We start from the raw sequence: 25,705 nt of genomic DNA, 5'->3' as shown, positions 1-25,705 counted from the left end.
AGGTGCCAAGTATGAGCCGTTATCTGTCGCTTGCCGCTTTTGCGGTCATGCTTGGCACGGTGCCCTTAATGGGAGGGTGCGGTTTCCAGCCTCTTTATGGTACGCAGTCTAAGCAGTCGGTGCGTGTTTCGCGTGAACTGCAACGGGTTTATGTTGCGAATATTCCGACGCGTTTCGGACAGGAAATGCGCTTGCAGTTGCAACAAGAGCTAGCAGGGTCGGAACCCGAGCATCCGGATGGCTATACGCTACAGGTAGATGGGCATACCTCCTTCGAAGCGGTTGATATTCACCAAGACAATACGTCAGGCCGGACGCGTCTTGTTGGTTTAGCGAATTGGCGTCTCTATACAGTTGGTGAGTCACCTAAGTTGCTCGCTGAGGGTAATACACGGACATTGGATGGGTATAATCCCACGATTGAGCAATATTTCTCTCAATCCTTGAATGATGAGACGGTTGAGCAGCGTGTCGCACAAAATCTTGCGCATGATACAGTACAACAGGTTGCGATCTGGTTCCGCAGTCATGTCGCTCCTGGGGCTGCACAAAAGGTCGATACAGCCGAGGTGCCGGATACGGATTCTATGCCGCCGGATAATCGAGGAACGCCGCTGCAATATATCGGTTCTGATGGTTTCCCAGCTTCTGCGACTGGGCGTTCGAACTGGAATGGGTCGGATACAGCAACGGGACAGGATCACCCCCGGTGAAGATTGACGCACGCACTGTTGCGCGTGTGATGAAAGAGATCGGCTCGTGGCGTGCTGCATTGTTTTATGGCGATGACGCTGGGTTGATCCGAGAACGCGCGATTGCAGCTGTCCGTCAGGTGGTGGATGACTTAGAAGATCCTTTTCGTCTGGCACGTTTGGAGGGAGACGAGCAGTACCGGCTTGAGGAAGAAGCTTTGGCGCTTTCCTTAGCAGGTGGGCGCCGTGTGGTGTGGGTGCGCGAAGCTCAAGACGGAATCGCACCAATGTTGGAGCGTCTGCTTAAGCAAGAGAGTGATGCGCTGATTGTTCTTGAAGGGCGGGGTCTAGGGCCACGGTCGAAGCTTCGCACATTGGCTGAAAAGCATAAGAAAATTGCGGCAATCGGGTGTTATCCCGAAGAAGGGCGGGCTTTGTCGCGCACCGTAACAGACACGCTTTCTGAAGATCGTATTACGATTGATCGTGATGGTTTGGCTTGGCTGATTGGGCATCTGGGGGCTGATCGTACGTTGGTGCGTGGAGAGCTTGAGAAGCTTCGTCTTTATGCAGGGGAAAATGGTCATCTCACTTTAGAAGATGTTCATCATTCCGTTGGTGATTCTGGTGGTGCTTCTTTAGATGATGCTGTTTATGCGGCTTTAGCGGGCGACCGTTTCATTGCAGATCGTTCGCTAGAAAGGGCTTTAGCAGATGGTGCGAATGCCATTGCTTTTGCTCGGGTAACGCTCAATGTATTAGAGCGGTTACAGCAGGTACATCTTGCGATGAAAGATGGGAAATCTCGCGTCGAAGCGATGGGGGCTTTGAAGCCACCTGTTTTTTTCCGTCGTAAAGAAGTGTTTGGTCGAGCTCTAGACCGTTGGTCTTATGAGGCGTTAAAGCGCGCTGCGAGCGACACACAGCATTTAGAGTGGGTGTGTAAGCAGAGCGGTGGTGTGTCAGATGCGATGGAATGCCGTCGGCATCTTGTCCGGTTATGTCATCCACGTGCTGGAACATTCGCTTAAAGAGCGTTGTATTATCCCTACAAGAAAAGTGACATGGATACGAGGAATAGGCTTTTCTCGCTGGTTCTCTGCGCCTTTTTCTGGGAAGGAAAGATTGTGAAATTTTTTTTACAGCAAGTTAATTGAAATTAAGAACTATTATCACTTATCAGCGTTCCGTGTTCTCTCTTTGCCGATGCGCGGGGCCTTTATGAGTCGTTTCATCCGTCATTATTTAAAACCGGCCTCGGCTGTCTTATCGTTGGGCGGGGTTGCAGTTGCACATGGGGAGCCTGTAACTGCACAACGCGATCTGTCTTCCCCAAACGATCAATCGCGTCGTTCAAATTCTGTATCGGTTGATCATTCTGCGCAGAAATCTTCTGTCACGTCCCAAACTGTTGAGCATGTGCATGTTGTGGGTCATCCATTTAATACGTTGCATACAAGTAATGATATGGGGCGTATGCCTCAAGATGTTATGCATACGGCACAGACGATTGATGTTGTCCCGCGTGAACTGATGAAGCAGCAAAATGCGAAGTCTTTAGATGAAGCACTGAAGAGTGTTCCCGGTATTACGGCATCTGTAGGTGAAGGTGCCGGTGGGATGAGTGGCGATCAATTTTTGATCCGAGGTTTCCCTGCACAAAATGATATTTATGAAGATGGATTGCGAGACTTTGGTGTCTATACACGCGACAATTTTGATTATGATTCCATCAATGTCATTAAAGGGCCATCCTCAGAAGTTTTTGGTAATGGTACGACGGGTGGGGCTATCAATGCGGTCACAAAGGCTCCGACGCTTAAAAACCATGTAGGAGCGGATTTTAGCGGTGGTGCAGGGCAATATTATCGTGGAACAGTGGATATTAACCGGCGTTTAGGAGCGCATACGGCTTTTCGTATTGAAGGGATGGGGAATTCCAATAACGAGGTTGGGCGTAACACCGTGTTCTCTCATCGTTGGGGGATTGCGCCATCTGTTGCTTTTGGATTGGGAACAGACACAACGGTTGTCTTTCAGATTATGCACCAGTCCAACCATGGGGTGCCGGATTACGGGGTGCCTGCGATTAAAAAGCCCGGGGATAGTGTAGCGCGTCCCATTACCGAATATGGCGTTCGACGCGGCAACTGGTACGGTAAGCCTCAAGATGAAGATAAAACGAGTGATACGATGGAGACGATGCGACTGACGCATCATATGAACTCCCATATTACTTTCCATAATGATTTGCGTTTTGGTGAGTTTAGTCGTGACTATACGGCGTCTAATTTAGATTGCGGTGGTGGAACAACCTGTGAAGCGCTTTTTGGATCAGACCCTGCGAGTGCGACCGTCCCGCGGAGCCAACATACCAATCATGGAGCGGGTGGGGGCCCCATCCCCTATAAACAATGGAGCTGGTCTGTGCAGAACGTGGCGTCTATGCAGGCGGATTTCCATACAGGTTTTCTCAAACATCAGCTCATTACGGGGTTTGATATGGAATATGTCCATGACAAACGCCAGCAATATACTTTCCTAAATCCGACGGCTGAGGTGAACCTGCTCAACCCTAATCCTCATAATGTTGGGAATTTAACGAAGGTTCGTGCGGATTCAGGTTCAGCGTGGAAGAATTTGAGTAATCTCAAAGGGATAGGGCAAAAACCAGATAGTAATGGCTATGGCTTTGATACCGGTATTTTCCTTTATGATCAGATCTGGTTTACGAAATGGCTATCGGTCAAAGGTGGATTTCGTTGGGATCGTTGGCAAACGCAGTATCGTTCCTTTGGAGGGAATCCGAACCAAGCGAATGCTCACAATGACAGCACACAGAACGTGCTTAATCCTTCGGCAAGCCTGATTATAACGCCGAATAAATGGCAGATGTTCTACTTCACCTATTCAAGCTCAACCACGCCGATGGGGATGTATGTGACTAATGGTTCTATTCCTGTTCGACCGGGAACAGAAAGTGCTGCCAATAAGCCAGAACGGGCTCAACTGTATGAGATCGGGAGTAAAATGAGCCTTCTTGACGATCGGCTTGGGGCAACAATTTCACTCTTCCGTCTTGATAAGAGTAATGCGTTAACCACGGATGCATCATCAGGTCAGTCGATTGCGACAGGAGATGGGCAACGCAATCAAGGGTTAGAGTTGTCCCTTGGGGGGATGATTTTACCCGGTTGGAATGTGACGGCGACCTATGCTCTCTATGATCCAAAGATTACTTCCTCTTCGAGTGCGGCTGAACGGGGGAGGATGATTCAATATGTTCCACATAATCAGGCGACGTTATGGACGGCTTATGAAGCTTTCCCTTCCAAGCCATGGAATTTCACGATTGGTGGAGGGGTAACCTGGCGCCAAGGCGTCTGGTTGGATAATGCAAATACGGCACGTGTTCCGGCTAATGTGGAATTTGATAGTATGCTTTCGCATCGCTTCAATCGTCATTGGAGCATTGCTCTTAACGGATATAACCTTTCTAATAGGTTGAATTATAATAGTCTTTTCTCAAGCTATGCGACGCCGGCGCCGGGGAGAAGTTTTCTTGGACGCATAAGCATGGACTATTAATTAAATTTATACATTTATGAATCGTGTTTATTGGGAAGGGAGGCATATTGGCCTCCTTTTTTAGGTCGGCCTGTCACTTTTTTGTCAATTAAAGATACTGTTATTTTTTTGCAACACTAACTTATCAGAAAGATAAGATATTTTTATCATGCTTGCAACTGCGAACAATTATCATTTACAGAAGGGCTGTGTCTTTCGTTAACAGGCCTCACGGAGCCTCTCATGAGCCATTTTATACGTCATTGTTTAAAGCCAGCTTCGGCCGTTCTCACGTTAGGGGGGGCGGCGACAGCTCATGGAGAAACTGCTAATGTTCAGCGTGATTCTTCTTCAGTGGCGTCATCAACGCACCCTGCTTCTACACCAGAAAAATCTTCCTCCTCTTCTGTTTCTTCAATGGATTCAAAAGAGGTTGAGCATCTTCACGTTGTTGGCCATCCGTTTAATACAATACGGGCAAGCAACGATATGGGACGTATGCCACAAGACGTAATGCATACAGCGCAAACAATCGATGTGGTGCCGCGTGAGCTGATGAAACAGCAAAACGCGAAATCACTTGATGAAGCGCTTAAGAATGTTCCTGGTATTGCGGCATCTGTTGGGGAGGGCGCTGGAGGACTGAATGGCGATCAGTTCTTGATCCGTGGGTTTCCGGCTCAGAATGATATTTATGAAGATGGCCTGCGTGATTTCGGGGTCTATACACGCGACAACTTTGATTATGATTCGGTGAATGTCATCAAAGGGCCTTCTGGACAGGTCTTTGGGAATGGCACAACGGGTGGTGCGATTAACGCGGTAACAAAGACTCCGACCCTTCAAAATCATGAAGGTGCTGATTTCAGCGGCGGTTCTGGGCAATATTATCGCGGGACAGTGGATATCAATCGCCGTCTTGGCGCGCATACGGCCTTTCGTATTGAAGGTCTAGGGAATTCTAACAATGTGGTGGGGCGTAAAGGCGTTTATGACCATCGCTGGGGAATTGCTCCGTCCATCAGTTTTGGTCTTGGCACGAAAACTACGCTTGTGTTTCAGATCATGCATTTGTCGGATGAGAGCGTGCCTGATTTTGGTGTTCCCGTTGTGGCAGCACGTGGATCTCGTGTTGGACGGCCAATCACCGAATATGGCGTGCCTCGGCAAAATTGGTATGGGAAAGATCAAGACCGGAACAAGACGAGCGACACGATGGAAACATTGCGTCTGACTCATCATTTCAATTCACATTTGACGTTTCATAATGATCTGCGCTTTGGGGAATATAGCCGTAATTTTCAAGCCTCAAAAGTGCAGTGTAAGGCTGGCTGTATTAATGCGATTAACAGTGGGAACTTAGCGGCTGGGGCGATTGAACGCACCACACCGGGCAATAGTGTGCCCTTGCCTTATCATCAGTCGAGCTGGTCTGTGCAGAATGTGGCTTCTTTGCAAGCTGACTTTAAAACGGGCTTTATTAAGCACCAGCTCGTGGCGGGCTTTGACATGTCTTATGTGCATGATCGCCGTCGTCAAGATGTGTATAATAAAGCGGTTCCACAGGCGAACTTGCTTCACCCTGATGGTGGCACCGCAGGGGGTGTGTACCGTATTGCAGCGGGAGATAATCCCGGTTTTATGCCGGTGATCCCTGGGCTTGGGAAGAAAGCGAATAATTCGGGCTATGGCTTTGATACGGGGATATTTATCTACGATCAGATGTGGTTTACCAAGTGGCTGTCTGTGAAAGGTGGCTTCCGGTGGGATCGTTGGCAAAGCCAGTATAACGCGACGGGTGGCCCGGCGAGTTATATGAACGGCAAAAATGCTATTGCAAACCCTGATATACATATTCCCGATACGGAGAATGTCATCAATCCGACGGCGAGCCTGATCCTGACGCCTAATAAATGGCAGATGTTCTATTTTACCTATTCCAGCTCGACGACCCCAATGGGAATGTATGTGACGAGTGGGGCGGTTCCGGTCATGCCGGGGAAGCAAAGTGGCACGTTACCGTCCAGCAAGCCACAGCGGGCCCAGCTGTATGAAGTGGGCAGTAAGATGAGCTTGCTTCATGATCGTTTGGGGGCGACAATCTCACTTTTCCGTCTTGATAAAAGCAATGCGCTAACGACGGATCCAGTCGCTAATTCGACGATTAATACAGGCGATCAGCAGCGCAACCAAGGGTTAGAACTGTCGTTGAGTGGTATGATCTTGCCGGGCTGGAATGTTACGGCGACCTATGCGCTCTATGATCCAAAGATTACATCGTCAGCGACGAAGTCTAATGTTGGGAAGATGATCCAGTACGTGCCCCATAATCAGGCGACATTATGGTCGGCTTATGAAGCCTTCCCCAATAAGCCTTGGAATTTCACTGTTGGGGGTGGTGTTACATGGCGCCAAGGTGTGTGGTTGGATAATGCCAACACAGCGCGCGTGCCAGCTAACGTGGAATTTGATAGCGTGTTGTCACATCGATTTGATCGTCATTGGAGTGTCTCTTTGAATGGGTATAACCTGTCAAATCGCTTGAACTACAGCAGCATCTTCTCCGGCTATGCCACACCAGCACCGGGGCGGACATTCCTTGGTCGTTTGAGCATGGACTACTAAAGCGCTCACCTTTTATTTTACTCTGTCCGAAGGGACGAAAGTCATGATGATTCACATTCCTGGTGTTCTTTCTGCTGAAGAACTTGCAACATTGCGGGCTCGTTTGCGTGAAGGGCAATGGGCTGACGGTCGGGAAACAGCAGGGGGGCAGTCGGCTTCTGTAAAGAATAATCTGCAAATCCCGCCCGATAGTGAGCTTGGGCGTGAATTATCGACGTTTGTTCTTCGTAAATTAGGCAGTAACCCGCTTTATAACAGCGCGGTGCTGCCATTGCGGCTCGTCCCGCCTCTTTTCAATCGCTATGATGAGGGGATGTCTTTTGGGGCGCATGTAGATAACGCTTTGCGTCCTATTCCCGGCACGGGGCAGCGCATTCGCACGGATGTTTCCAGTACGCTCTTTATTAGTGACTTGGATGAGTATGATGGGGGAGAGCTCGTGCTTTACGGCCCCTCTGAAGAAAAACGGGTTCGCTTGCCTGCGGGGGATATGATTGTGTATCCAACAACCGCCCTTCACAGCGTTTCTCCCGTAACGCGAGGGAGCCGTTGGGCGTCGTTCTTTTGGGCACAATCAACGGTTCGTTCACAAGAGCATCGCTCTATTTTGTTTGATCTTGACCAAAGCATTATGGCGCTGATGGAAAAGTTCGGCCCACGCGATGGGGAGGTGCTACGTTTGACGAATGTGTATCATAATCTTCAACGCAGCTGGGCTGAGTTGTAAGGTTGATACTGAAAGAAGTGTCTTAAAAAGCCCGTCCTGAAAAGGACGGGCTTTTGTGTAACGATTATAGCCTTTAGAAGCGCGCGGAAATGTCAAGATAATAATACCCGCCATTAATGCCGAGTTGGGACGTGCTCATATAATATTTAGGTGCACCAAGATAACGGTTCTCTTTAGGTGTTTTCGTCGGATACGCTGCGAAAATGTTATTTCCTCCTAAAGTTGCGTTCCAATGCTTATTAATTGCGTAGGTTAAGGATAGGTTTGTTGTCCATTTTGGCTTATTGTGAAATGGGAGATAGTTGGTTGTGGACGCTGTAGAGGTATTATTGTTCTTATAATAGGTGAGCTGAGAGGTTGTTTGTCCATAACGGATTTCGTGAAGTGACACGACCCACTGTCCGCCGGGTGAAGTCCAGTTACCACCGAAGATCATCTTACTGCGCGGGTATGCGGTTGTGATATAGGCTCGGCTTGGTGCGTTCAGCAATGGACTCCCATCCTCACGAGTAGCTTGATGGCGTAAGCGTGTGCGGTTGAGGTTAATCGCAACATCCCAATTCACATGGCCAAACCGTCCGAAATCTGTGGGGTAGGTGGCTGTAATGTCCAGCCCTTGTGTGCGGGTATTAGCCACATTGGCAAACCATTGGGTGGAGAGATTGTTGTCCGAGACACCCGGTGGCGGTGTAAAGCCGTTGCCGCTTAGGATCGTAGCCGCTCTGTCACCATAAAGATTGCCGCCGGGCAAAATGCGTCCACGTAAATCAATCTGATAGACATCGGCTGTGACATGAAGTTTTCTAATAGGCTCGACAATAATCCCGCCCTCAGCACTGGTGCTTTGTTCAGGTTTGAGGCGTTGGGCTCCGCTCGCGAGGGCGCCGGGAGAATTTGCTGCAATGAGGCCGCGCGCCACGGTTGGGGAAATGGTTAAAGCAGAGAAATGCTCTTGCGCGAGTGTCGGCGCATGGAAGCCATTACTGAATGTGCCGCGAATGGCTAGACGCTTCGTAAAGTCGTAGCGTGTGGAGATCTTACCCGTTTGTGTATTGCCGACATCGGTATAATGTTCATAGCGTCCTGCGGCATCAACTTGCCATTTCTTGGTGAGATGAGTTGATATATCCACATAGCCTGAGACAACGTCACGGTTAAAATTCCCGGCATTACCAGCATTCGTGCCGGAAAGAGCAAGGCTGGTGCCTCCTTTGTAGGTACTGTTGGGAGACCCTGACGCAATTGAATAGGATTCGTAGCGATAAGCAGCGCCACCAGCAATATTAATGCTGTGAGGCCAGATAGAGAGGTTGAGTTTGCGACTGAGGTCGAGGCCTGTTGTCCATTGGGAGTTACTATAGCCTTGGACATTGTTGAATGTCTGTGGAGTAACGCCTGTATCGCGGTATAGAGCGGTATTAGCATCTTGTTTGAGGCCAATATTATCGAAATCGCGCCCATAAACTGTGGAAATATCCCAGTTCCAACCAAGATTTTTCCCTTTTAACCCCGCGGTGACTTCAAAGTCATTTTCTTCATTCGTTTGAAGGGGGGAATATCCATTAGGATATAAGGCAGCGTAGCCGGGGTAGGATTTGAGCGAGGAGGGCAGGCGATAATTCTGGAAGGCTTCAGCATGGCGGTGTGCATAGGTTGCTGTTGCGTAAGCCCGTAAGTGATCGGCCAGATCATAAGCAGCGTTAATGGCTACAGCTTGACGTGTTTGCTCAGGTTGGCTGAGAACTTTGTTAACGTCCGTTCCTGTCCGGCTATCTGGCGCGGATCGAAAAGCGTGGTCTTGGTGTACAAAATCACCGCTGATATGGATAAAGCCGCGATTATTGAGGTTCAATCCACCATCAAGGAAAAGTCCTTGTTGGTAACCGTCGCCTTCGCTGGTGATCCCGCTATTAGAACGAAGCGTGATCCCGTGATTTTGCTTTTTGAGGATAATATTAACAACCCCCGCGACAGCATCGGAGCCATATTGGGCAGAAGCACCATCGCGTAAGACTTCGATATGGTCGATAGCTGACATGGGGATCATGTCAATGTCGGTTGGTGTTGTGCCCTGTTGAGGGCCTGCATCAGCGTAAATGTTAGCCGTTGTATGGCGCCGGTGCCCATCAACAAGAACGAGTGTTTCGTTAGAATTGAGGCCGCGTAAGCTAATAGAGTCCGTTAAAGCGCCTGTATCAAACCCGCCCGTTGGAACGGTCAGAGAGGGGAGAAGCAGTTGCATGGCATCGCGCAACGTCGGTTGGCCCGTGCGGGCCAGTTGTTTGCTGGAAACAACATCGACGGGTGCGATAGCGTCACGTGCTTTTTTCCCCAGCTCACGTGTGCCTGTGACAATGACACTTTCACTGCCTCCCGATAAAGTGGGAGCTTTCTGTCCACGGAAGGCTTTCGTGTGGGGTAAGCCTTTGGAAGACCGAGTATGTACTGTCTTCTCGGCCGCTTGTGCGCTGGCTAAACAGCTCGTTCCCAGCAAAAAGGAAGTCATAACAGCGTATGACGAGAGAGAAAAACGAGCAATCATAAACGAGCATCCTGTTGCACAATGCGGGTCATGATGGTTCAGACAGATGAAGCTTAGGAGTACGATACTCTTACGTTCAGAAGCATCTTCGGTCAGCCATAATAAACTTAGCTATATCGTTATTATAATATAGCCCGAACAATAATGTTTATTTAGCAAGGAAGATGAGAGATAACAATGAGATAGGAGGGTCTTATAGCGTGTTAGTTAGAGGAATGTTGCTATAAAACATCATAATATGCGTCTTTCGTAAGATTAAATGTTTTTAGGCAACAAAAAACCCGACAAAAGATCGTTAAATCTTTGGTCGGGTTGCTGAGGTTAAGGAAAGAGCAGCGCTTTATTTGAGATCAGGCGCTAAGGTTGAGACTTGGGCACGCAACCCCGTTTCAGGGACTTGGATGTCGATCTCAAGTGTTGAACAATTCTGTCCACGATCGAGTTTAATGTTAACATTGTCCTGATCCACTGAGACGTGGCGTGCCAAGACTTCTAGGATCTCACGATGAAGTGTACGCAGTAAGGTTGTATCATCCTCACCGCTTACCCCGCGTTCGTGAGCCAGGAGAATCTGGAGACGATTACGGGCAACAGCACTGCTTGAGGGTTTTTTGCGTGAGAAAAAATTATCTAGGAAACTCATGCGCCCCTCTTTTTAAAAATAAAATCTAGCAGCCCGCGTTTCTCTGTAGGGATGGAAACAGGAAGTTCCTCACCCTCTAGGCGTCGTACAGCTTCAAAGTAAGCTTTAGCAGGTGCGCTGTTTGGGGCCGCAAGAGTAACAGGAGCACCAACGTTGGACGCTTTCAGGACATCTTCACTTTCTGGAACAACCCCTAAAAGAGGGACAGAAAGAATATCAATGACATCATCGACACTCAGCATTTCATCCCGCGCTGCGCGGGCTGGGTCGTAGCGTGTTAATAAAAGATGTTTCTCTACGCGCTCACCCTGTTCTGCGCGTGCTGTGCGGCTGTCCAACATACCAACAATGCGGTCAGAGTCACGTACCGAGCTGACTTCAGGGTTCGTAACAATAACGGCATGGTCAGCATGGTGCATAGCAAGTTGGGCGCCGCGTTCAATACCTGCAGGGCTGTCGCAGAGGATCCAATCAAATTTCTCCCGTAACTCCTCCATGACACGGCTGACGCCCTCAGCAGTGAGAGAGTCTTTGTCGCGTGTTTGGGAGGCCGGGAGTATGGAGAGGGTTTCGCAGCGCTTGTCGCGAATCAGGGCTTGATGGAGGGTTGCATCGCCTTGAACAACATTGATCAAGTCAAAGACAACGCGGCGCTCAACACCCATGACGAGGTCAAGATTGCGTAGGCCGACATCAAAATCTACGACTGCGACATTTTGTCCATTGCGAGCCAAAGCTGCTCCCAGTGCCGCAGTTGTTGTCGTTTTGCCAACGCCCCCCTTACCTGAGGTCACAACAATGATTTGAGCCATGAAACGATCAACCCTCTCCAAATACCGGCGAATGGACTACCCCTTGAGGAACATCTTCTCTAAGATAGCATTACACGGCTAATTAATAAGTTTCTCTTACCAGAAAATAAATCGAGCTGGTAAATAAATCTATCACAGTCTTTTCATACTCCATAGTGCCTAACGATGCTCTGAATGAAGAGACCGTACGGTGATATGGTCGTTGGCTAAGAGAGCTTGGGCAGATTGCCCGATCCAAGAAGGGTCAATTTCTTCCGAGATCATGTAAAACCCATCAATAGCAAGGAGTTCAGCTTCCATGCGTACAGCGTAAATACGGGCTTGCGGCCGTCCATCGACACCAGCAATGGCACGTCCACGCAGCGGCCCATAGACATGGATGGATCCTCCAGCAATAATCTCAGCACCAGAAGAGACAGCTCCTAAAACAATAATGTCTCCATCTGGATTTTGTACAGATTGCCCTGAACGCACTGGCCCATTGATAATAAGCGGTTCTTTTAAGTCAGGAACGGTAGAGGATGTGTCTTCGGTGTTTTCGGGAAGTGTAACGGGGCCACTTGGACGGCCACCATTGAGCTCTGCAGGCCAATCCCATTCTTGCAGGGCAGGCCAATCGCGGTTACCTCCTTCAATGCCGATTAAGCGAATCCCGCGTTCTTTGAGGTCACTCTGAAGGGTATTTAGTCCAACGGTGTCGGCAGAGAGAAGGTCAAGATCAAGGATTATTGGCTGGCGGCTAAAGAAACCAACAGAACGAACCATTTGTTCATCCAGTCCTTTGAGCCATGCTTCAAGAGGTGCTTCGGGCGACAGGATGAGCGCTAAAAAGGAGCGTCCACGTGCACGAATCGCCATCGCACCCGACGTGGAAGCGTTGGGCTTTTGAGACTGCAAAGGGGCAGAGGAGCTGGACATGAGGCAATGCTTACCATTCTATTGTATCAGATCTACCGAACGTATCTTGTTCCACAGCCCCGGAGTGCCATAGAAAAGAATCATGCGTATATTGCACCACCTACCCCTCTCTCCGCAATCGCGTTTGGCACGTCTTTTACTCGGTGAGAAGCGTCTGCCATACGAACTCGTGATCGAAAAGGTCTGGGAGCAGAACGAGGCCTTTTATGCGTTGAACCCAGCAGGAGACGTTCCCGTTTTAGTTGAAGAAAGCGGTCTAGTCGTGCCTGGGGCCCGCGTTATCTGTGAATATTTGGAAGATGTGTATCCCGATACAGCTTTGCTAGGACGAACGGTTGGGGAGCGCGTGGAGGTACGACGCTTGCTGGACTGGTTTGATCGGCTTTTTCAACAAGAGGTAACGGTTAATCTGTTGGGGGAGAAGGTTGAGAAACGTCTATTTGGGCAAGGTCTTCCAAGTGGGAACGTGTTGCGCCAAGGCTATAAAAATCTGCGTTTCCATTTGGACTATATTGGTTATTTAGCTGAAACGCGAACATGGTTGGCGGGGCCTTCGCTTTCTGCTGCTGATTTCGCAGCGGCGGCTCATTTGTCAGCGCTGGATTTCTTGGGGGATATTAATTGGAAGCACGCGCCTTCCGTGCGGGATTGGTATGCACGGGTCAAATCGCGTCCCTGCTTTCGGAGCTTATTGAGCGATAAAGTGAGCGGGATTACGCCGCCACCTCACTATGCGGATCTCGACTTTTGACAGACACAATGAGTGCTAGGAGCGCGACGGCAGCGTGGGATGTTCTCGTATTAGGTGCGGGAGCAGCAGGGCTTATGACGGCAGCTACGGCAAGCCAGCGTGGGGTGCGTGTTGCGGTGTTAGATCACGCAGCGGAGCCAGGGCGGAAGATTTTAATCTCAGGAGGTGGGCGCTGTAATTTTACCCATCTTGAGACCAGCTGGGAGCGGTATCAGTCGGCTAATCCCCGTTTTGCGCGTTCGGCTTTGGCACGCTACACGCCTCGAGATTTTTTAGATCTTGTCGAGAAGCACCATATTGCTTGGCATGAAAAGGAGGCTGGGCAGCTTTTTTGTGATGGGTCTGCCCGTCAGATCGTCACAATGCTGGAAAAAGAATGCGCGAAGGGAGCTGTGCGTTTTTATTATCGCCATGCGCTCCAAAAGCTGTCTCATGATGGGCATTGCTTTCAGGTGCATACCTCGCAAGGGGTCATGAAAGCACGCACCGTTGTTCTAGCGACTGGAGGGCTCGCTTTACCCAAGCTAGGGGCTACCGATAGTGCGTTACAGGTTGCGCGTCATTTTGGCTTAGATGTGGTAGCACCAAGGCCCGCATTGGTGCCTTTAACCTTGGAGAAGCCCTTTCCAGAACTTGCTGGTGTCTCGCTACCGGTGACGACCTCTTTGGGAAAGAAGGGTGTGCGCTTTACCGACGGTATGGTCTTTACCCATCGTGGTTTATCCGGCCCAGCGATTCTCCAGATTTCCTCTTATCGTTCGGCAGAACAGTCTTTTTGGATCAATTTGCGTCCGGGGCATGATGTTTGGGAGGATATGACAGCTGTGATGAAGGCCCGCCCACGTGCTCATGGAGCGGCGTTGCTGGAAGGAATCCCAACACGATTAGCGCGTCACTTAGCGAAAACAATGCTGGACGGGCGTCCACTAGCCGAACAGCCCGGAAAAGCTGTACGGGCTTTAGCAGAGCACGTGGCACGATGGGTTGTTAGCCCTGCGGGGACGGAAGGATATGCCAAGGCGGAAGTTATGCGCGGAGGGGTGGATACGCGCTGTCTCTCGTCTCAAACGATGGAAGCAAAAACGGTACCAGGGCTTTATATCGTGGGTGAAGCTGTCGATATGACAGGATGGCTCGGGGGATATAATTTTCAATGGGCATGGGCGAGTGCTGTAGCGGCTGGAAAAGCAGTTGCCGAGCGCGTGAAGGGTTAAGCGCGTGCTGGATAGAGCGTAAAGCTGGTTTTATATTTTCTATTGGCATGAAACGCGTATAATCGCTCGGCATAAGCGAGAATGCGACTGTCGTCAGGATAAAGAATAGATGGGACAGAAAAATCAGAGAGCGGAGAGTGCGGCGGTGAGTGAGCAGACAAATCTTGTAGAAGAGACGAATGAATGCGCTGCGGCCCGACTATTGCTGATTGAAGATGACGAGAGTCTTGCCGCAGAAATTGTCGCAAATCTTGAAGAGCGCGGGTACGATATCCAGCGAGCAGCGACAGGGACAGCAGGTTTAGAAGTAGCGCGTGCCTCTCATTTCGATGTGATGGTGGTGGATCGGATGCTGCCAGAGCTGGATGGGTTGAGTGTACTGGAAAGCTTGCGGCAACAGGGCTATATGGTGCCCGTTCTCGTGCTTTCGGCCCTTTCTGCTGTGGATGACCGGATCAAAGGTTTGAAGGCTGGAGGGGATGATTACCTCGGCAAGCCCTTTGCGATGGAAGAGTTGGCGGCCCGCCTTGAGGCCTTGCTACGACGTCCTATGCAGGGCCGGGCCTCACTTTTGCGCGTGGGGCCGTTGGAAATTGATTTGATTGAACGTCGAGCAAGCCGATCGGGACGTGTTATTGACCTCCTGCCACGGGAATTCCGCTTGCTGGAATATATGATGCGTCGTCCTAATATGGTTCTGACCCGGACGATGTTGCTTGAAGATGTATGGAACTATCGTTTCATCCCTCAGACGAATTTGGTGGATGTGCATATAGGGAAGTTACGTCGCAAAATTGATGCTCCTGGTGAAGCTCCGCTTATTCAGAGTATCCGCGGGTCAGGGTTTAAGCTTTGTGTTGTGGATTGACCTTTTTCGGACAGCGACTTTTCGCCTAACCTTAGGGTTAGTTGCCGTTATTATCATAGGGATGGGGCTGCAATTCACCCTTCTTTATGGAGAGATGAATGGGTATGAGCAGCTCCGCTCTAATGACCTTCTCCATCGTTCAGCCGCTCTTTTGGTGCGGGAAGAACCTCACGAACTTGAAGTAAAACTACGTGAGCGGAGCACGAATGAGCTGCGCGTTTTCCTTAATGGTGCGGCAATTTTTGACCGTAATCATCATTGTATTGCAGGGGATATTCCCAATTGGCCGAAGGGGCTTCATAGCTCTCCAGCCGTCCAGCCTTTAACGATGACACTGCCTGATGGTTCTCGCACGATGATGCGTTTTCTTGTGGTGGAGGTGCTTGGCCCAGCCGGGGAAGAGGATCGTCTGCTCGTTCTTGCGCGTTCGCGGCATATGGCAGATGAGCTGCGTTACATGGTGTGGCATGCTGCCATTTTATCCATTGTGCCAGTTGTTTTGTTCTCACTTTTAGCGGGGATGCTGCTCAGTCAACGCGCTTTGGCGCGGATTAAGAGTATTCACCAAGCGATTGAGCGTATCATGAAGGGGAATGTGCATGAGCGACTTCCCGTTGGACGTGGTCGTGATGATTTAGAGCGTTTGTCGCGCTCTGTTAATCATATGCTAGACCGGCTTGAGCAGCTTATGGGAGAGATGCGTGATGTTGGTAATGATATTGCGCATGATCTCCGCACACCCCTTGCGCGCGTTCAGGCGCGTCTCGATCGTGCGTCCGCTTTGTCACACGATCTTTCAGCGGAGAAGAGTGAGGTCTTTGACAAGGCGATGGGGCAATGTCGTCGTGATCTAGAGCAATGTTTTTCAATTATTACAGCTCTGCTGAGGATCGGGGAGATTGAAAGTGGGCAGCGGCGTGCCGGCTTTGCACCGATGTCCCTTGGCCCTCTTGTGACGGATATTGTGGATCTCTACGAGCCCATTGCGGAGCTGGAGAATATCACTCTCTATGTTGTTTTACCGGATCAACCTGCGCAGATGGTTGGTGATGCTGATTTGCTTAATGAGGTTTTGGCAAATCTATTGGATAATGCGCTTAAATTTACCCATCAGGGTGGTTGGGTTCGCGTGAGTGTTGGCCTGTATGGCGATGGTCGCATATGGATTGAGGTGCGCGATACGGGTATTGGTATTGCGCCAGAAGAGCGGGAAGCCGTACTAGGGCGTTTTTATCGCGCAGATAAAAGCCGACATATCCCTGGAAGTGGTTTAGGGCTCAGTTTAGTCGCTGCGATTATTAGGCTGCATGATGGCATTTTAGAAATTGAGCCTAATGAGTCGGAGGTTGCACATACAGGAACAGTATTTAGGGTCATTTTCCCATCTTTTTCTGTTCAAAATATGACCTTTTCATCAGGAAAAGAGAGATTTTAAGATAAAATTATTTTAAAAGGAAAGCCTGTTTTCTTGATGGTAGTGTAGAGATATAGGTCATACTGTTCGTGGTTAGAAGGATGGTTGATGTAGCGCCTGTATGCGGCCAAGCATCAAGACGTTTAGAGGGGTCGAGCATCTCTAGCCACTGCGTCAGAAAAACCTTCAAGGGAAGGGAGTGTGTGTGACTGTCACGACAGCCAGAGAAACCTGCGTAATCCGTTTTTTGTGTGCGGTGTTGATTCCTAATGAATAGTGTTGTCGTCACGGCGCTGCGCCGCCCTTATACCTTCGTCGTTCTGTCCATTATTATCGTTATTTTCGGCGTTCGTGCTATTTTTGGTACGCCGACAGACGTTTTCCCCAGTATTAAAATACCCATTGTCGCGGCTGTTTGGTCTTATACTGGACTAATGCCTGAAGAAGTTTCAGGACGAATTGTATATTATTACGAGCGTTCTTTAACGGCAACGGTCAGTAATATTGAGCATATTGAGAGTAATTCGTTTTACGGGCGCGGGGTTGTGAAGATCTTCTTCCAACCGGGCACGGATCCCTCTGTAGCCCAAACCCAAATTACCTCAGTGTCTCAAACAGTGATTAAGCAGCTGCCAACGGGGGCAACGCCACCGCTGATTATTGCGCTTGATGCGTCATCTGTTCCGGTGCTCACATTGCAGGTGAATAATCCGAATATGTCGAGCTCAGAAATTTACAATATGGCTTCGAACTTGATCAGGCCGGAGTTAGTTTCTGTTGCAGGCTCATCTATCCCCAGTCCTTATGGCGGGTTGGCTGCTGATATCATGGTGGATATCGACCCGACGAAGTTATTGGCGCACCGTCTTTCACCCGTTGATGTAGCAACCGCGCTGAATAAGCAAAATATTGTTTTGCCGGGGGGAGATCAGAAGGTCGGATCGTTTGACCTGATGGTTAGGACAAACTCAGCACCGTTAGATTTGGACGCGTTTAATCGCATGCCTGTCAAGCAGGTGGGGAACTCTGTCATCTATTTGCGCGATGTTGCGTGGGTGCATAAGGGCGGCCCACCACAAATGAATGCTGTGCTGGTGAAGGGCCATCAATCAGTCATGATTGTGGTGATGAAAAGCGGTAATGCCTCAACGTTGGACGTTGTAAGTGGTATTAAAAAAATTCTTCCGGACGTGAAGGCAACCCTCCCGCAGGGAACCAATATGAGCATCCTGACTGATGCGTCGAGTTTCGTGAAAGAGTCAGTCACTGATGTAGTTCGGGAAATGGTAACCGCGGCTGTTTTGACCAGTTTGACAGTGCTGCTTTTCCTTGGTTCGTGGCGTTCTACCGTGATTGTGGCGACGTCCATTCCTTTAGCGATGCTGTCCTCATTGATTGGGCTGAGTATCGCGGGACAATCCATCAACGTTATGACCTTGGGTGGCTTGGCGTTGGCTGTGGGTATTTTGGTCGATGATGCGACCGTGATGATTGAAAATATTGATGCCCATCTGCACATGGGTAAAGATCTGGAAACGGCCATTATTGATGCGGCCAATCAGATCGTCATTCCCACCTTTGTCTCAACGACCTGCATTTGTATCGTATGGTTGCCGCTTTTTGAGTTAACGGGTGTCGCAGGTTGGTTGTTTATGCCAATGGCGGAGGCAATCATTTTCGCCATGATTGCGTCTTTCATCCTCTCGCGTACGCTCGTGCCTACGATGGCTAACTGGCTTTTGGCGGCTCAGGTGAATGCGCAGCATGACCCAGAGCTTCAAGCGCGCCCGCCAGGATTTTTCACGCGCTTTCAGCGTCGCTTTGAGGAGTATTTTGAACGCTTCCGCACAGCGTATCATGGTGTGCTGAAACAAGTCTTGGCGATCCGCATGCGGTTTGTCGTGCTTTTTCTAGGTGGTGCTGTAGCGTCACTGTTACTCCTTCTGTTCGTAGGGCAGGACTTCTTCCCAGAGGTGAAATCAGGCACGTTACAGCTTCATATGCGCGCACCTATTGGTACGCGTATTGAAGAAACTGCGAAGATTAACGGTCTAGTTGAAAAGAAAATACGCGAGACCTTACCGGGGCAAGTTGTCAGTGTGGTTAATAATTGTGGCTTGCCTGTTAGTCAGCTTAATCAAGCGATGATTCCATCACCCACGACGGGTTCGCAGGATTGCGACGTGACGGTGCAGCTGAAAGATGGAGAAAGCCCAATCGCAGAGTATCGCCGCATGGTACGGCGGGCACTGAATGATACCTTTCCCGGAACGGTCTTTACGTTTCAACCGGGAGACCTAACCGCTAAGATCTTGAATTTTGGCCTACCAGCACCGTTGGATGTTCAGGTGGTTGGGCGTAATCTACAAGGCAATTATGCGTTCTCTGTAAAATTGGCGAAGAAGCTTCGGCATATTACAGGTTTGGCAGATATTAATATCCAAGAGCCCATGACGCAGCCAACATTGCTCATTAACGCACGCCGTAGCTTTGCTTTTGGAACGGGTATTACAGAGCGTGATGTGGCCGATAATGCTTTGGTGACCTTATCGGGGAGTGCGCAGGTTGGGCAAACATATTACCTTAATGCGCAAGGCACGTCTCAGCTGATTGATGTGCAAACCCCTGCCACCTATCTGCAAACACTGAATGATCTTGAGAAAGTGCCTGTCGATAAAGGGGATGGAAACCCTAACGGCCAAACGTTGCAGCTTTTAGGAGGCGTTAGTCACTTTACAGAGACGGGAACGCCCGCCGAAGTGTCGCATTATAATATCATGCCTGTTTTCAATATTTATGCCTCAACAGAAGGCGTTGATTTGGGCACGGTATCGCGCGCTATTCAGCATATTGTTGATGAAGAGCGCCCTCATCTTCCTCATGGGTCGAGTATGGTTGTGCGTGGACAGGCTGTCACGATGAATGGGGCTTATGTGCAGCTTATTGGTGGGCTCGCCCTGTCGATTGTGCTTGTTTACCTTATTATCGTTGTGAACTTTCAGTCGTGGCTTGATCCATTTGTGATTGTTATGGCGCTTCCCGGAGCGCTGGGCGGCATTGCATGGAGCCTCTTTTTAACGAACACTTCTCTTTCTGTGCCTGCCTTAACGGGGGCTATTATGTGTATGGGGACGGCCACAGCGAATGCGATTTTGGTGGTCGCCTTTGCGCGGGAACGTCTTGATGTGCACGGAGATGCACTGAAAGCGGCTCTTGAAGCTGGGTATGAACGTATTCGTCCGGTGCTCATGACAGCGCTCGCTATGATTATTGGGATGATCCCCATGTCTATCAGTAATTCGTCTAATGCGTCTTTGGGTAAGGCTGTGATCGGGGGGCTTATTGTTGCCACGATTGCAACATTGCTCTTCGTCCCTTGTGTGTTTGCTCTCATGCATTATCGCCCTAACGCTGCGGGTGCAGCATCCATGCCTAATAAAGGAGACCGCCCATGAGCTCGTCCCCACAGTCATCTCATGGAGGTTCACGCCAGCGCGGGCGCATCATAATGGTGATGCTGTTGGTTGTTATCGTGGCTCTCGTTGCATGGGGGCTTGTGCAGCGTGGTATCCACAAGCACGAGGTGCATCAAGAGACAGAGGATGCATCTATTCCCCGTGTTGCGTTGATTACGCCAGAACCGGGGCCTTCGACACGCCAAGTGGATCTCCCAGCAAATTTGGCGGCCTGGTATGAGGCACCCATTTATGCGCAGGTCTCTGGCTATGTAAAAATGTGGTACAAAGATTATGGCGCAAAAGTAAAACGCGGAGATGTGCTTGCAGAAATTAGCACGCCGAGCTTGGATGCGCAGTTTAATGCGGCTAAAGCACATTATGATGTCGTGATGGCGCGCTATCGTTTAGCGCTTATCACGACAAAACGCTGGACAGCCCTTCGCGGGACACAGGCTGTGTCACGACAGGAGGTGGATGTGCAAGCGGCGAATGCAGCCGCGCAAAAAGCAGAGCTTGAAGCGGCTTCCTATGATGTAGAGCGTTATCAAGCACTTGAGAACTTTAAGAAAATTATTGCCCCTTTTGATGGTATTGTCACATCGCGTTTGGTTAATGTTGGTGATTACGTCAATCCGGGTGGTGGTAATGTGCGGGCGCGTGGTTCCATTGCAGAGCTTTTCTCAGTTGCAGATGTGCATCGCATGCGCGTGTTTGTGTCCGTTCCGCAGGATTACGCGAGTGTTATCTCACCGAAAATCACAGCAGATCTAACCGTGCCGCAATATCCTAATCGTAATTTTAAAGCGACGTTCTTAGCGACAGCACGTGCGTTCAACGCGGCAACGCGTACGGTGACGACAGAACTCGTCCTCGATAATGATGAAGAGCTTTTATGGCCAAACTCTTATGCAACGGCTCATATTAAAGCACCGGGAAACCCCGCTATCTTGATCGTGCCGACGAATGCTCTTCTTTTCCGTGCGCAGGGGATGCAGCTTGCTAAGGTGGTGAATAACCATGTTCACCTTCAGAATGTACAGGTGGGCATTAATTATGGCCTGACGAGCCAAGTGCTTAGTGGGATTGATGTGCATGATCAGATTATTGCAAGCCCGACGGCTGATCTCTTAGAGGGCGATGAAGTGCGTGTTGTTCCGCAAACGCGCGGTTATAATGACACGGGGAAGCCGGCTCATCCACAAACTGTCATTAAGAACGTGACGTCAGGAGATTTGCGTAAAGCTGCGGCGATAGATCCAGAGCCTGAAAATGCGCAACCAGATGCACAGCCAACGCCTGAGAAGGCCCCACCACATGAAGGGGGGCATTAATGGGGAAGCGATTACATATATTGTCATGGCTTGTGGGGTGTAGCTCCCTTGTTTTGACGTCTTGTGATTTGGCGCCCACGTATCATCCGCCACATTTCATCTACCCTAATGGCTGGGCTGGCCAAGGGATGATGGGGGATGCGTGCCCAGCTGATACGGCAGCCCGCGGTGCTTGGTGGAGTGTTTTGAATGATCCACTCCTTAATCAGCTGGAACATAAGCTGGAAGAGAGCAATCCTGACCTGCAGGCAGCGGCCGAGGCTTTCACGCAAGAGCGCGATATTGCGCGTGAAACAGAAAGCCGCCTTTATCCACAGGTGGCGGCTTCAGGGCAGATGAGTCGAAACAAGCAGTCCCAAGGTCATCTTTTCCGAGGGAAAAGCAGCACGTCTCTCACTTATGAATCGAATGAGGCATATAGCGGGGCAGCAACTTGGGAGCCGGATTTTTGGGATGCGATACGTAATTCGACGCATATGCAGAAGAATCTCGCTCAGGCAACGGCTGCACAATATGCACTAACGCGGCTAACGCTACAGGCCGAGCTTGCATCTGACTATGTGGCCTTACGTGGGATTGATGCTCAGCTTGGTGTTTATGAAGACTCTATTCGTTATTTCCGTGCAGCTGTTGAGATTACGCGGTTACGGCAGGGGGGAGCGATTGGCGCAGGTCTGGATGTTTCTCGCGCAGAGAACCAGCTTTATGCTGCACAGGCCGCTCAAAGCAGTCTTCTTGCACAGCGGCAGGTTGAAGAACACGCTATTGCAGTTTTGTTGAATACAGTGCCAGCAGGCTTCCATATTCAACCGATCAATGATTCTCGGATGCATTTTAAGGTTGTTGCTATTGATGCGGGGATTCCATCAACGTTGCTTGAGCGGCGCCCTGATATTGCGATGAACGAACGTGAGGTGGCAGCATCTGCTCGCGCTATTGGTGTATCACGAGCGGCCTTTTTCCCTCATATCGTGATTAGTGCTACAGGGGGGTTTGAAGATAGCGGCTTTGATTTAGCCAGTATTTCAAAAGCGTTTTGGAAAGTGGCGGTGCAAGCTGTCGAGCCGGCCTTTACCGGTGGGATGCGGCGGGCGGCGTTACAACGTGCATGGTCGCAGTACCGCGAGCGCGTTGATAATTACCGTTCGACGGTATTGAGCGCTTTTCAGGATGTTGAAGATGGGTTGAGTCAAACGCGTCTCTTCCATCAAGAACAGCTCCAGCAGCATCAATCTGTCGCAGCGGCATTGCGGACGCAAAATATGACGATGGCTCTCTATACAGGCGGGTTGACGAATTATTTGGATGCGTTGGTTGCTCAACAAGACGCTTTGCGTGCGCGACTACAAGAAGTGCAAGCGCAAATGGCACAGATCCAAGCGACTGTACGCCTTGTGCGTGCCTTAGGGGGGGGATGGACGTCTAGCGCTCTGCCAAAAATCAAAGACATCGATCCAATTGGGCCGTTGCAGTATAGGGGCTTGCATCATGCACGCCCAGCAGGAGAAGTACCAACGGGGCAAGAGTCTATGGAACGTGATCGGGACTTAACCGGGCAGCATATGGGGGCGTTAAACGCGCCATTGTCTCAGTAGCACTTGACGAATCTAGAGACACTGGTCTAGGGGGACACCCTAAGTCGAACGCGGGAGGGGGCGTCGTGCGTCCTCCGTCCAACCGCGGTTCGGGAACGTAACATTAAGGAGTCCCGGATATGGCCAAGAAAATTGTTGGCTACATCAAATTGCAGATTCCGGCAGGTAAGGCGAATCCGTCTCCACCAGTCGGTCCGGCGCTGGGTCAGCGCGGTCTGAACATTATGCAGTTCTGTAAAGAATTTAATGCGAAGACGCAGAGCCTCGAACCGGGGATGCCGATCCCGGTGGTGATCACGGCTTATGCTGACCGTACTTTTACCTTCATCACGAAGACACCGCCAAACACGTTCTTCCTGCTTAAAGCAGCTAAGATCACTAAAGGTAGCCCTGAAGTTGGCAAGAGTGCTTCTGTTGGTTCTGTAACAATGTCGCAGCTGCGTGAAATTGCAGAAACCAAGTTCAAGGATATGAACGCGAACGACATCGATGCTGCTGTTCGTATGCTGATGGGCTCTGCGAAGTCAATTGGTCTTGACGTGGTGGAGGGCTGAGAACATGGCAAAGAACAAACGTTTGACAGCTCTTCGTGCCAAAGTTGACAGCAACAAGCTGTACACGCTGAGCGAAGCCGTGGCTCTGGTGAAGGGCAATGCGGTAGCGAAATTCGATGAAACCATCGAATTCTCTGCTAACCTTGGTGTTGACCCTCGTCATGCTGACCAAATGGTGCGTGGCCTAGTCTCTCTGCCAAACGGCACAGGCAAAACACTTCGCGTGGGTGTGTTTGCTCGTGGGCCAAAGGCTGAGGAAGCTAAGGAAGCGGGTGCCGAAGTTGTTGGTGCTGAAGAGCTGGCTGAAAAAGTGCAAGCTGGTGAGATCGACTTCGATCGCTGCATTGCAACGCCTGATATGATGGCCCTTGTTGGTCGTCTTGGTAAGATCCTTGGTCCACGTGGTCTGATGCCAAACCCTCGTTTGGGTACGGTTACCATGGATGTTAAGGGTGCCGTTACGGCTGCGAAGTCCGGTCAGGTTGAGTATCGCGCTGAGCGTGCTGGTATTGTGCATGCTGGTGTCGGTAAGGCATCTTTCACGGAAGAGCAGCTGACACAGAATATCTCTGCTTTGCTTGATACGCTTCAGAAGGCGCGTCCAGCAGGGGCAAAAGGTACGTACCTCAAGAAAGTGTCACTGTCCTCCACAATGGGCGCCGGTGTGCATGTTGATGTAACAAGCCTCGAGGGCTAAAATAGCCATCGTTTAAGAATCGCTACTCTTGCGAGTGGTGTCGGGGTGGTGTATATCACCCCATCCTGTCCAAGAGCACACGTAATTTTTTAAAGCTTGAAAAGGCGCGGGTGTTAGACGGATGAGACCGTAATTGCCCATTTCTATGGTGCATGAGCTGGTTTCCTTCCATGGACAGGCGAGCGGGCTTCGTTGTGGAGAGCAATCTTCAGGGCGTTGCCTATGGGTAACTAGGTTTGAGAAATCAAACTGACGAGGAGACAGGTTTTGGACCGTACGGAAAAACGGGCCTTTGTCGAGTTCCTCACAAATGTGTTCGGCAGCGCGTCCACAGTGATCGTCACCCACAATAAGGGTTTGACGGTAGCTGATGTGACAGAACTGCGTCGGCGCATTCGTGCTGCGGGAGCGACATATAAGGTTGCGAAGAACCGGCTGGTCAGCCGTGCTCTGGATGGGACCCAGTTCGACGGCCTTGAGCCGCTGTTTAAAGGGCCAACTGCCATTTCATGGGCAGATGAGCCAGTTGCAGTTGCAAAGGTGTTGGTCGAGTTCGCCAAGAAGAATGACAAGTTGGTGGTGCTTGGTGGTGCCCTTGGTAATCAGACGCTTAGCGCGGATGAGGTCAAGGGTCTTGCTGAGCTGCCGTCTCTGGACGAACTGCGTGGTCAGTTGGTTGGTATGATCAGTACCCCAGCAACACGTATTGCTGTCGCCAGTCAGGCTCCGGCCGCCCAGCTTGCCCGCGTTCTTGGTGCCTATGCCAGAACCGGCGACAAGGAAGCCGCCTAAGAAACTGGATATCCCCTGCTATGGGGGTGTCCCTTAAATGTGCATCATAGAGGAAAATACCATGGCCGATCTGGCGAAACTGGTTGATGAATTGTCCACCCTGAGCGTTCTGGAAGCTGCTGAGCTTTCCAAGATGCTGGAAGAAAAATGGGGCGTTTCCGCTGCGGCTCCTGCTGCAGTTGCTGCGGCTCCTGCTGCTGGTGGTGGCGAAGCTGCTGCTGAGAAGACCGAGTTTGATATCGTTCTGGCAAAGGCTGGCGATAAGAAGATCAACGTGATTAAGGAAATCCGTGGGATCACAGGTCTGGGTCTGAAGGAAGCTAAGGATCTGGTTGAAGGCGCACCTAAGACCGTTAAGGAAGGCGCTACCAAGGAAGAAGCTGACAAGATCAAGAAAGCTCTTGAAGACAACGGCGCAACCGTCGAAGTCAAGTAAGAGACAATCCATCGCAGTCTTTCATGCAAGAAGGATTGCTGGAGTGAGTGGGCGGGTACTGCATAGCGG

The 25,705-nt window shown here is 50.3% G+C and carries 20 protein-coding genes; 16 read left to right on the top strand and 4 right to left on the bottom strand.

Features of this window, described 5'->3' with window-relative positions:
• The first annotated feature begins 11 nt into the window (after nucleotides 1-11).
• The 5 genes from lptE (at nucleotide 12) to GS535_RS00765 (ending at nucleotide 7,611) form a co-directional block, all read left to right on the top strand.
• Complete coding sequence (lptE, locus tag GS535_RS00785) at nucleotides 12-713, top strand: LPS assembly lipoprotein LptE (protein WP_160791594.1); 702 nt, start codon at nucleotides 12-14, stop codon at nucleotides 711-713.
• Nucleotides 710-1,723, top strand: a complete 1,014-nt coding sequence (holA, locus tag GS535_RS00780) for a DNA polymerase III subunit delta (protein WP_160791595.1) — start codon at nucleotides 710-712, stop codon at nucleotides 1,721-1,723. Before lptE ends, holA begins: the two co-directional genes overlap by 4 nt.
• Before the next feature lie 190 nt (nucleotides 1,724-1,913).
• Complete coding sequence (locus GS535_RS00775; RefSeq protein ID WP_202401553.1) at nucleotides 1,914-4,280, top strand: TonB-dependent siderophore receptor; 2,367 nt, start codon at nucleotides 1,914-1,916, stop codon at nucleotides 4,278-4,280.
• Nucleotides 4,281-4,502: 222 nt separating this feature from the next.
• Nucleotides 4,503-6,884 carry a TonB-dependent siderophore receptor gene (locus GS535_RS00770; protein ID WP_202401554.1) on the top strand — a complete coding sequence of 794 codons (2,382 nt, stop codon included), beginning with the start codon at nucleotides 4,503-4,505 and terminating at the stop codon, nucleotides 6,882-6,884.
• A gap of 43 nt (nucleotides 6,885-6,927) precedes the next feature.
• Nucleotides 6,928-7,611, top strand: coding sequence for a Fe2+-dependent dioxygenase (locus GS535_RS00765; protein WP_160791596.1), 684 nt, complete (start codon nucleotides 6,928-6,930; stop codon nucleotides 7,609-7,611).
• Between the two features lie 73 nt (nucleotides 7,612-7,684).
• Here GS535_RS00765 and GS535_RS00760 read toward each other — a convergent pair whose 3' ends face one another.
• From GS535_RS00760 to minC, 4 genes are all read right to left on the bottom strand, one after another.
• The gene (locus GS535_RS00760; RefSeq protein WP_160791597.1) at nucleotides 7,685-10,153 is read right to left on the bottom strand and encodes a TonB-dependent siderophore receptor; all 2,469 of its coding nucleotides are present in this window, start codon (nucleotides 10,151-10,153) and stop codon (nucleotides 7,685-7,687) included.
• Between the two features lie 340 nt (nucleotides 10,154-10,493).
• The gene (minE, locus tag GS535_RS00755; protein WP_160791598.1) at nucleotides 10,494-10,796 is read right to left on the bottom strand and encodes a cell division topological specificity factor MinE; all 303 of its coding nucleotides are present in this window, start codon (nucleotides 10,794-10,796) and stop codon (nucleotides 10,494-10,496) included.
• Nucleotides 10,793-11,608 (bottom strand): septum site-determining protein MinD, encoded by an 816-nt coding sequence (minD, locus tag GS535_RS00750; protein ID WP_160791599.1) that lies wholly within the window; start codon nucleotides 11,606-11,608, stop codon nucleotides 10,793-10,795. Before minD ends, minE begins: the two co-directional genes overlap by 4 nt.
• Before the next feature lie 159 nt (nucleotides 11,609-11,767).
• Entirely contained in the window at nucleotides 11,768-12,526 is a 759-nt protein-coding gene (gene minC, locus GS535_RS00745) for a septum site-determining protein MinC (protein ID WP_160791600.1), read from the bottom strand.
• 82 nt (nucleotides 12,527-12,608) lie between these two features.
• On the opposite strand from minC, the gene GS535_RS00740 reads away from it, so the two are divergent.
• The 11 genes from GS535_RS00740 to rplL all read left to right on the top strand — a co-directional run bounded on the left by GS535_RS00740 (nucleotide 12,609) and on the right by rplL (nucleotide 25,636).
• Nucleotides 12,609-13,277, top strand: a complete 669-nt coding sequence (locus GS535_RS00740) for a glutathione S-transferase family protein (protein ID WP_018980164.1) — start codon at nucleotides 12,609-12,611, stop codon at nucleotides 13,275-13,277.
• Nucleotides 13,278-13,285: 8 nt separating this feature from the next.
• Nucleotides 13,286-14,491, top strand: a complete 1,206-nt coding sequence (locus GS535_RS00735) for an NAD(P)/FAD-dependent oxidoreductase (protein WP_160791728.1) — start codon at nucleotides 13,286-13,288, stop codon at nucleotides 14,489-14,491.
• 109 nt (nucleotides 14,492-14,600) lie between these two features.
• Nucleotides 14,601-15,359 carry a response regulator transcription factor gene (locus GS535_RS00730; RefSeq protein ID WP_160791601.1) on the top strand — a complete coding sequence of 253 codons (759 nt, stop codon included), beginning with the start codon at nucleotides 14,601-14,603 and terminating at the stop codon, nucleotides 15,357-15,359.
• Nucleotides 15,346-16,794, top strand: coding sequence for a HAMP domain-containing sensor histidine kinase (locus tag GS535_RS00725; RefSeq protein ID WP_160791602.1), 1,449 nt, complete (start codon nucleotides 15,346-15,348; stop codon nucleotides 16,792-16,794). Before GS535_RS00730 ends, GS535_RS00725 begins: the two co-directional genes overlap by 14 nt.
• A 248-nt stretch (nucleotides 16,795-17,042) precedes the next feature.
• Nucleotides 17,043-20,228: an efflux RND transporter permease subunit gene (locus tag GS535_RS00720; protein ID WP_160791603.1), complete on the top strand. Its 3,186-nt coding sequence runs from the start codon at nucleotides 17,043-17,045 to the stop codon at nucleotides 20,226-20,228.
• A complete protein-coding gene (locus GS535_RS00715; protein WP_160791604.1) occupies nucleotides 20,225-21,562 on the top strand; it encodes an efflux RND transporter periplasmic adaptor subunit in 1,338 nt (445 codons plus the stop codon). The genes GS535_RS00720 and GS535_RS00715 overlap by 4 nt, the downstream gene beginning before the upstream one ends.
• Entirely contained in the window at nucleotides 21,562-23,157 is a 1,596-nt protein-coding gene (locus GS535_RS00710; RefSeq protein ID WP_160791605.1) for an efflux transporter outer membrane subunit, read from the top strand. Before GS535_RS00715 ends, GS535_RS00710 begins: the two co-directional genes overlap by 1 nt.
• A 119-nt stretch (nucleotides 23,158-23,276) precedes the next feature.
• Entirely contained in the window at nucleotides 23,277-23,711 is a 435-nt protein-coding gene (gene rplK / locus GS535_RS00705) for a 50S ribosomal protein L11 (protein ID WP_160791606.1), read from the top strand.
• 4 nt (nucleotides 23,712-23,715) lie between these two features.
• Complete coding sequence (gene rplA, locus GS535_RS00700) at nucleotides 23,716-24,408, top strand: 50S ribosomal protein L1 (protein WP_160791607.1); 693 nt, start codon at nucleotides 23,716-23,718, stop codon at nucleotides 24,406-24,408.
• Nucleotides 24,409-24,675: 267 nt separating this feature from the next.
• Nucleotides 24,676-25,200, top strand: a complete 525-nt coding sequence (gene rplJ / locus GS535_RS00695; protein ID WP_160791608.1) for a 50S ribosomal protein L10 — start codon at nucleotides 24,676-24,678, stop codon at nucleotides 25,198-25,200.
• Nucleotides 25,201-25,261: 61 nt separating this feature from the next.
• Nucleotides 25,262-25,636 carry a 50S ribosomal protein L7/L12 gene (gene rplL, locus GS535_RS00690; protein ID WP_160791609.1) on the top strand — a complete coding sequence of 125 codons (375 nt, stop codon included), beginning with the start codon at nucleotides 25,262-25,264 and terminating at the stop codon, nucleotides 25,634-25,636.
• Nucleotides 25,637-25,705 lie beyond the last annotated feature (69 nt).

Source organism: Saccharibacter sp. EH611, from assembly GCF_009834765.1.
Lineage (GTDB): Bacteria > Pseudomonadota > Alphaproteobacteria > Acetobacterales > Acetobacteraceae > Saccharibacter.
This window is presented reverse-complemented; position numbering and strand designations above follow the sequence as displayed.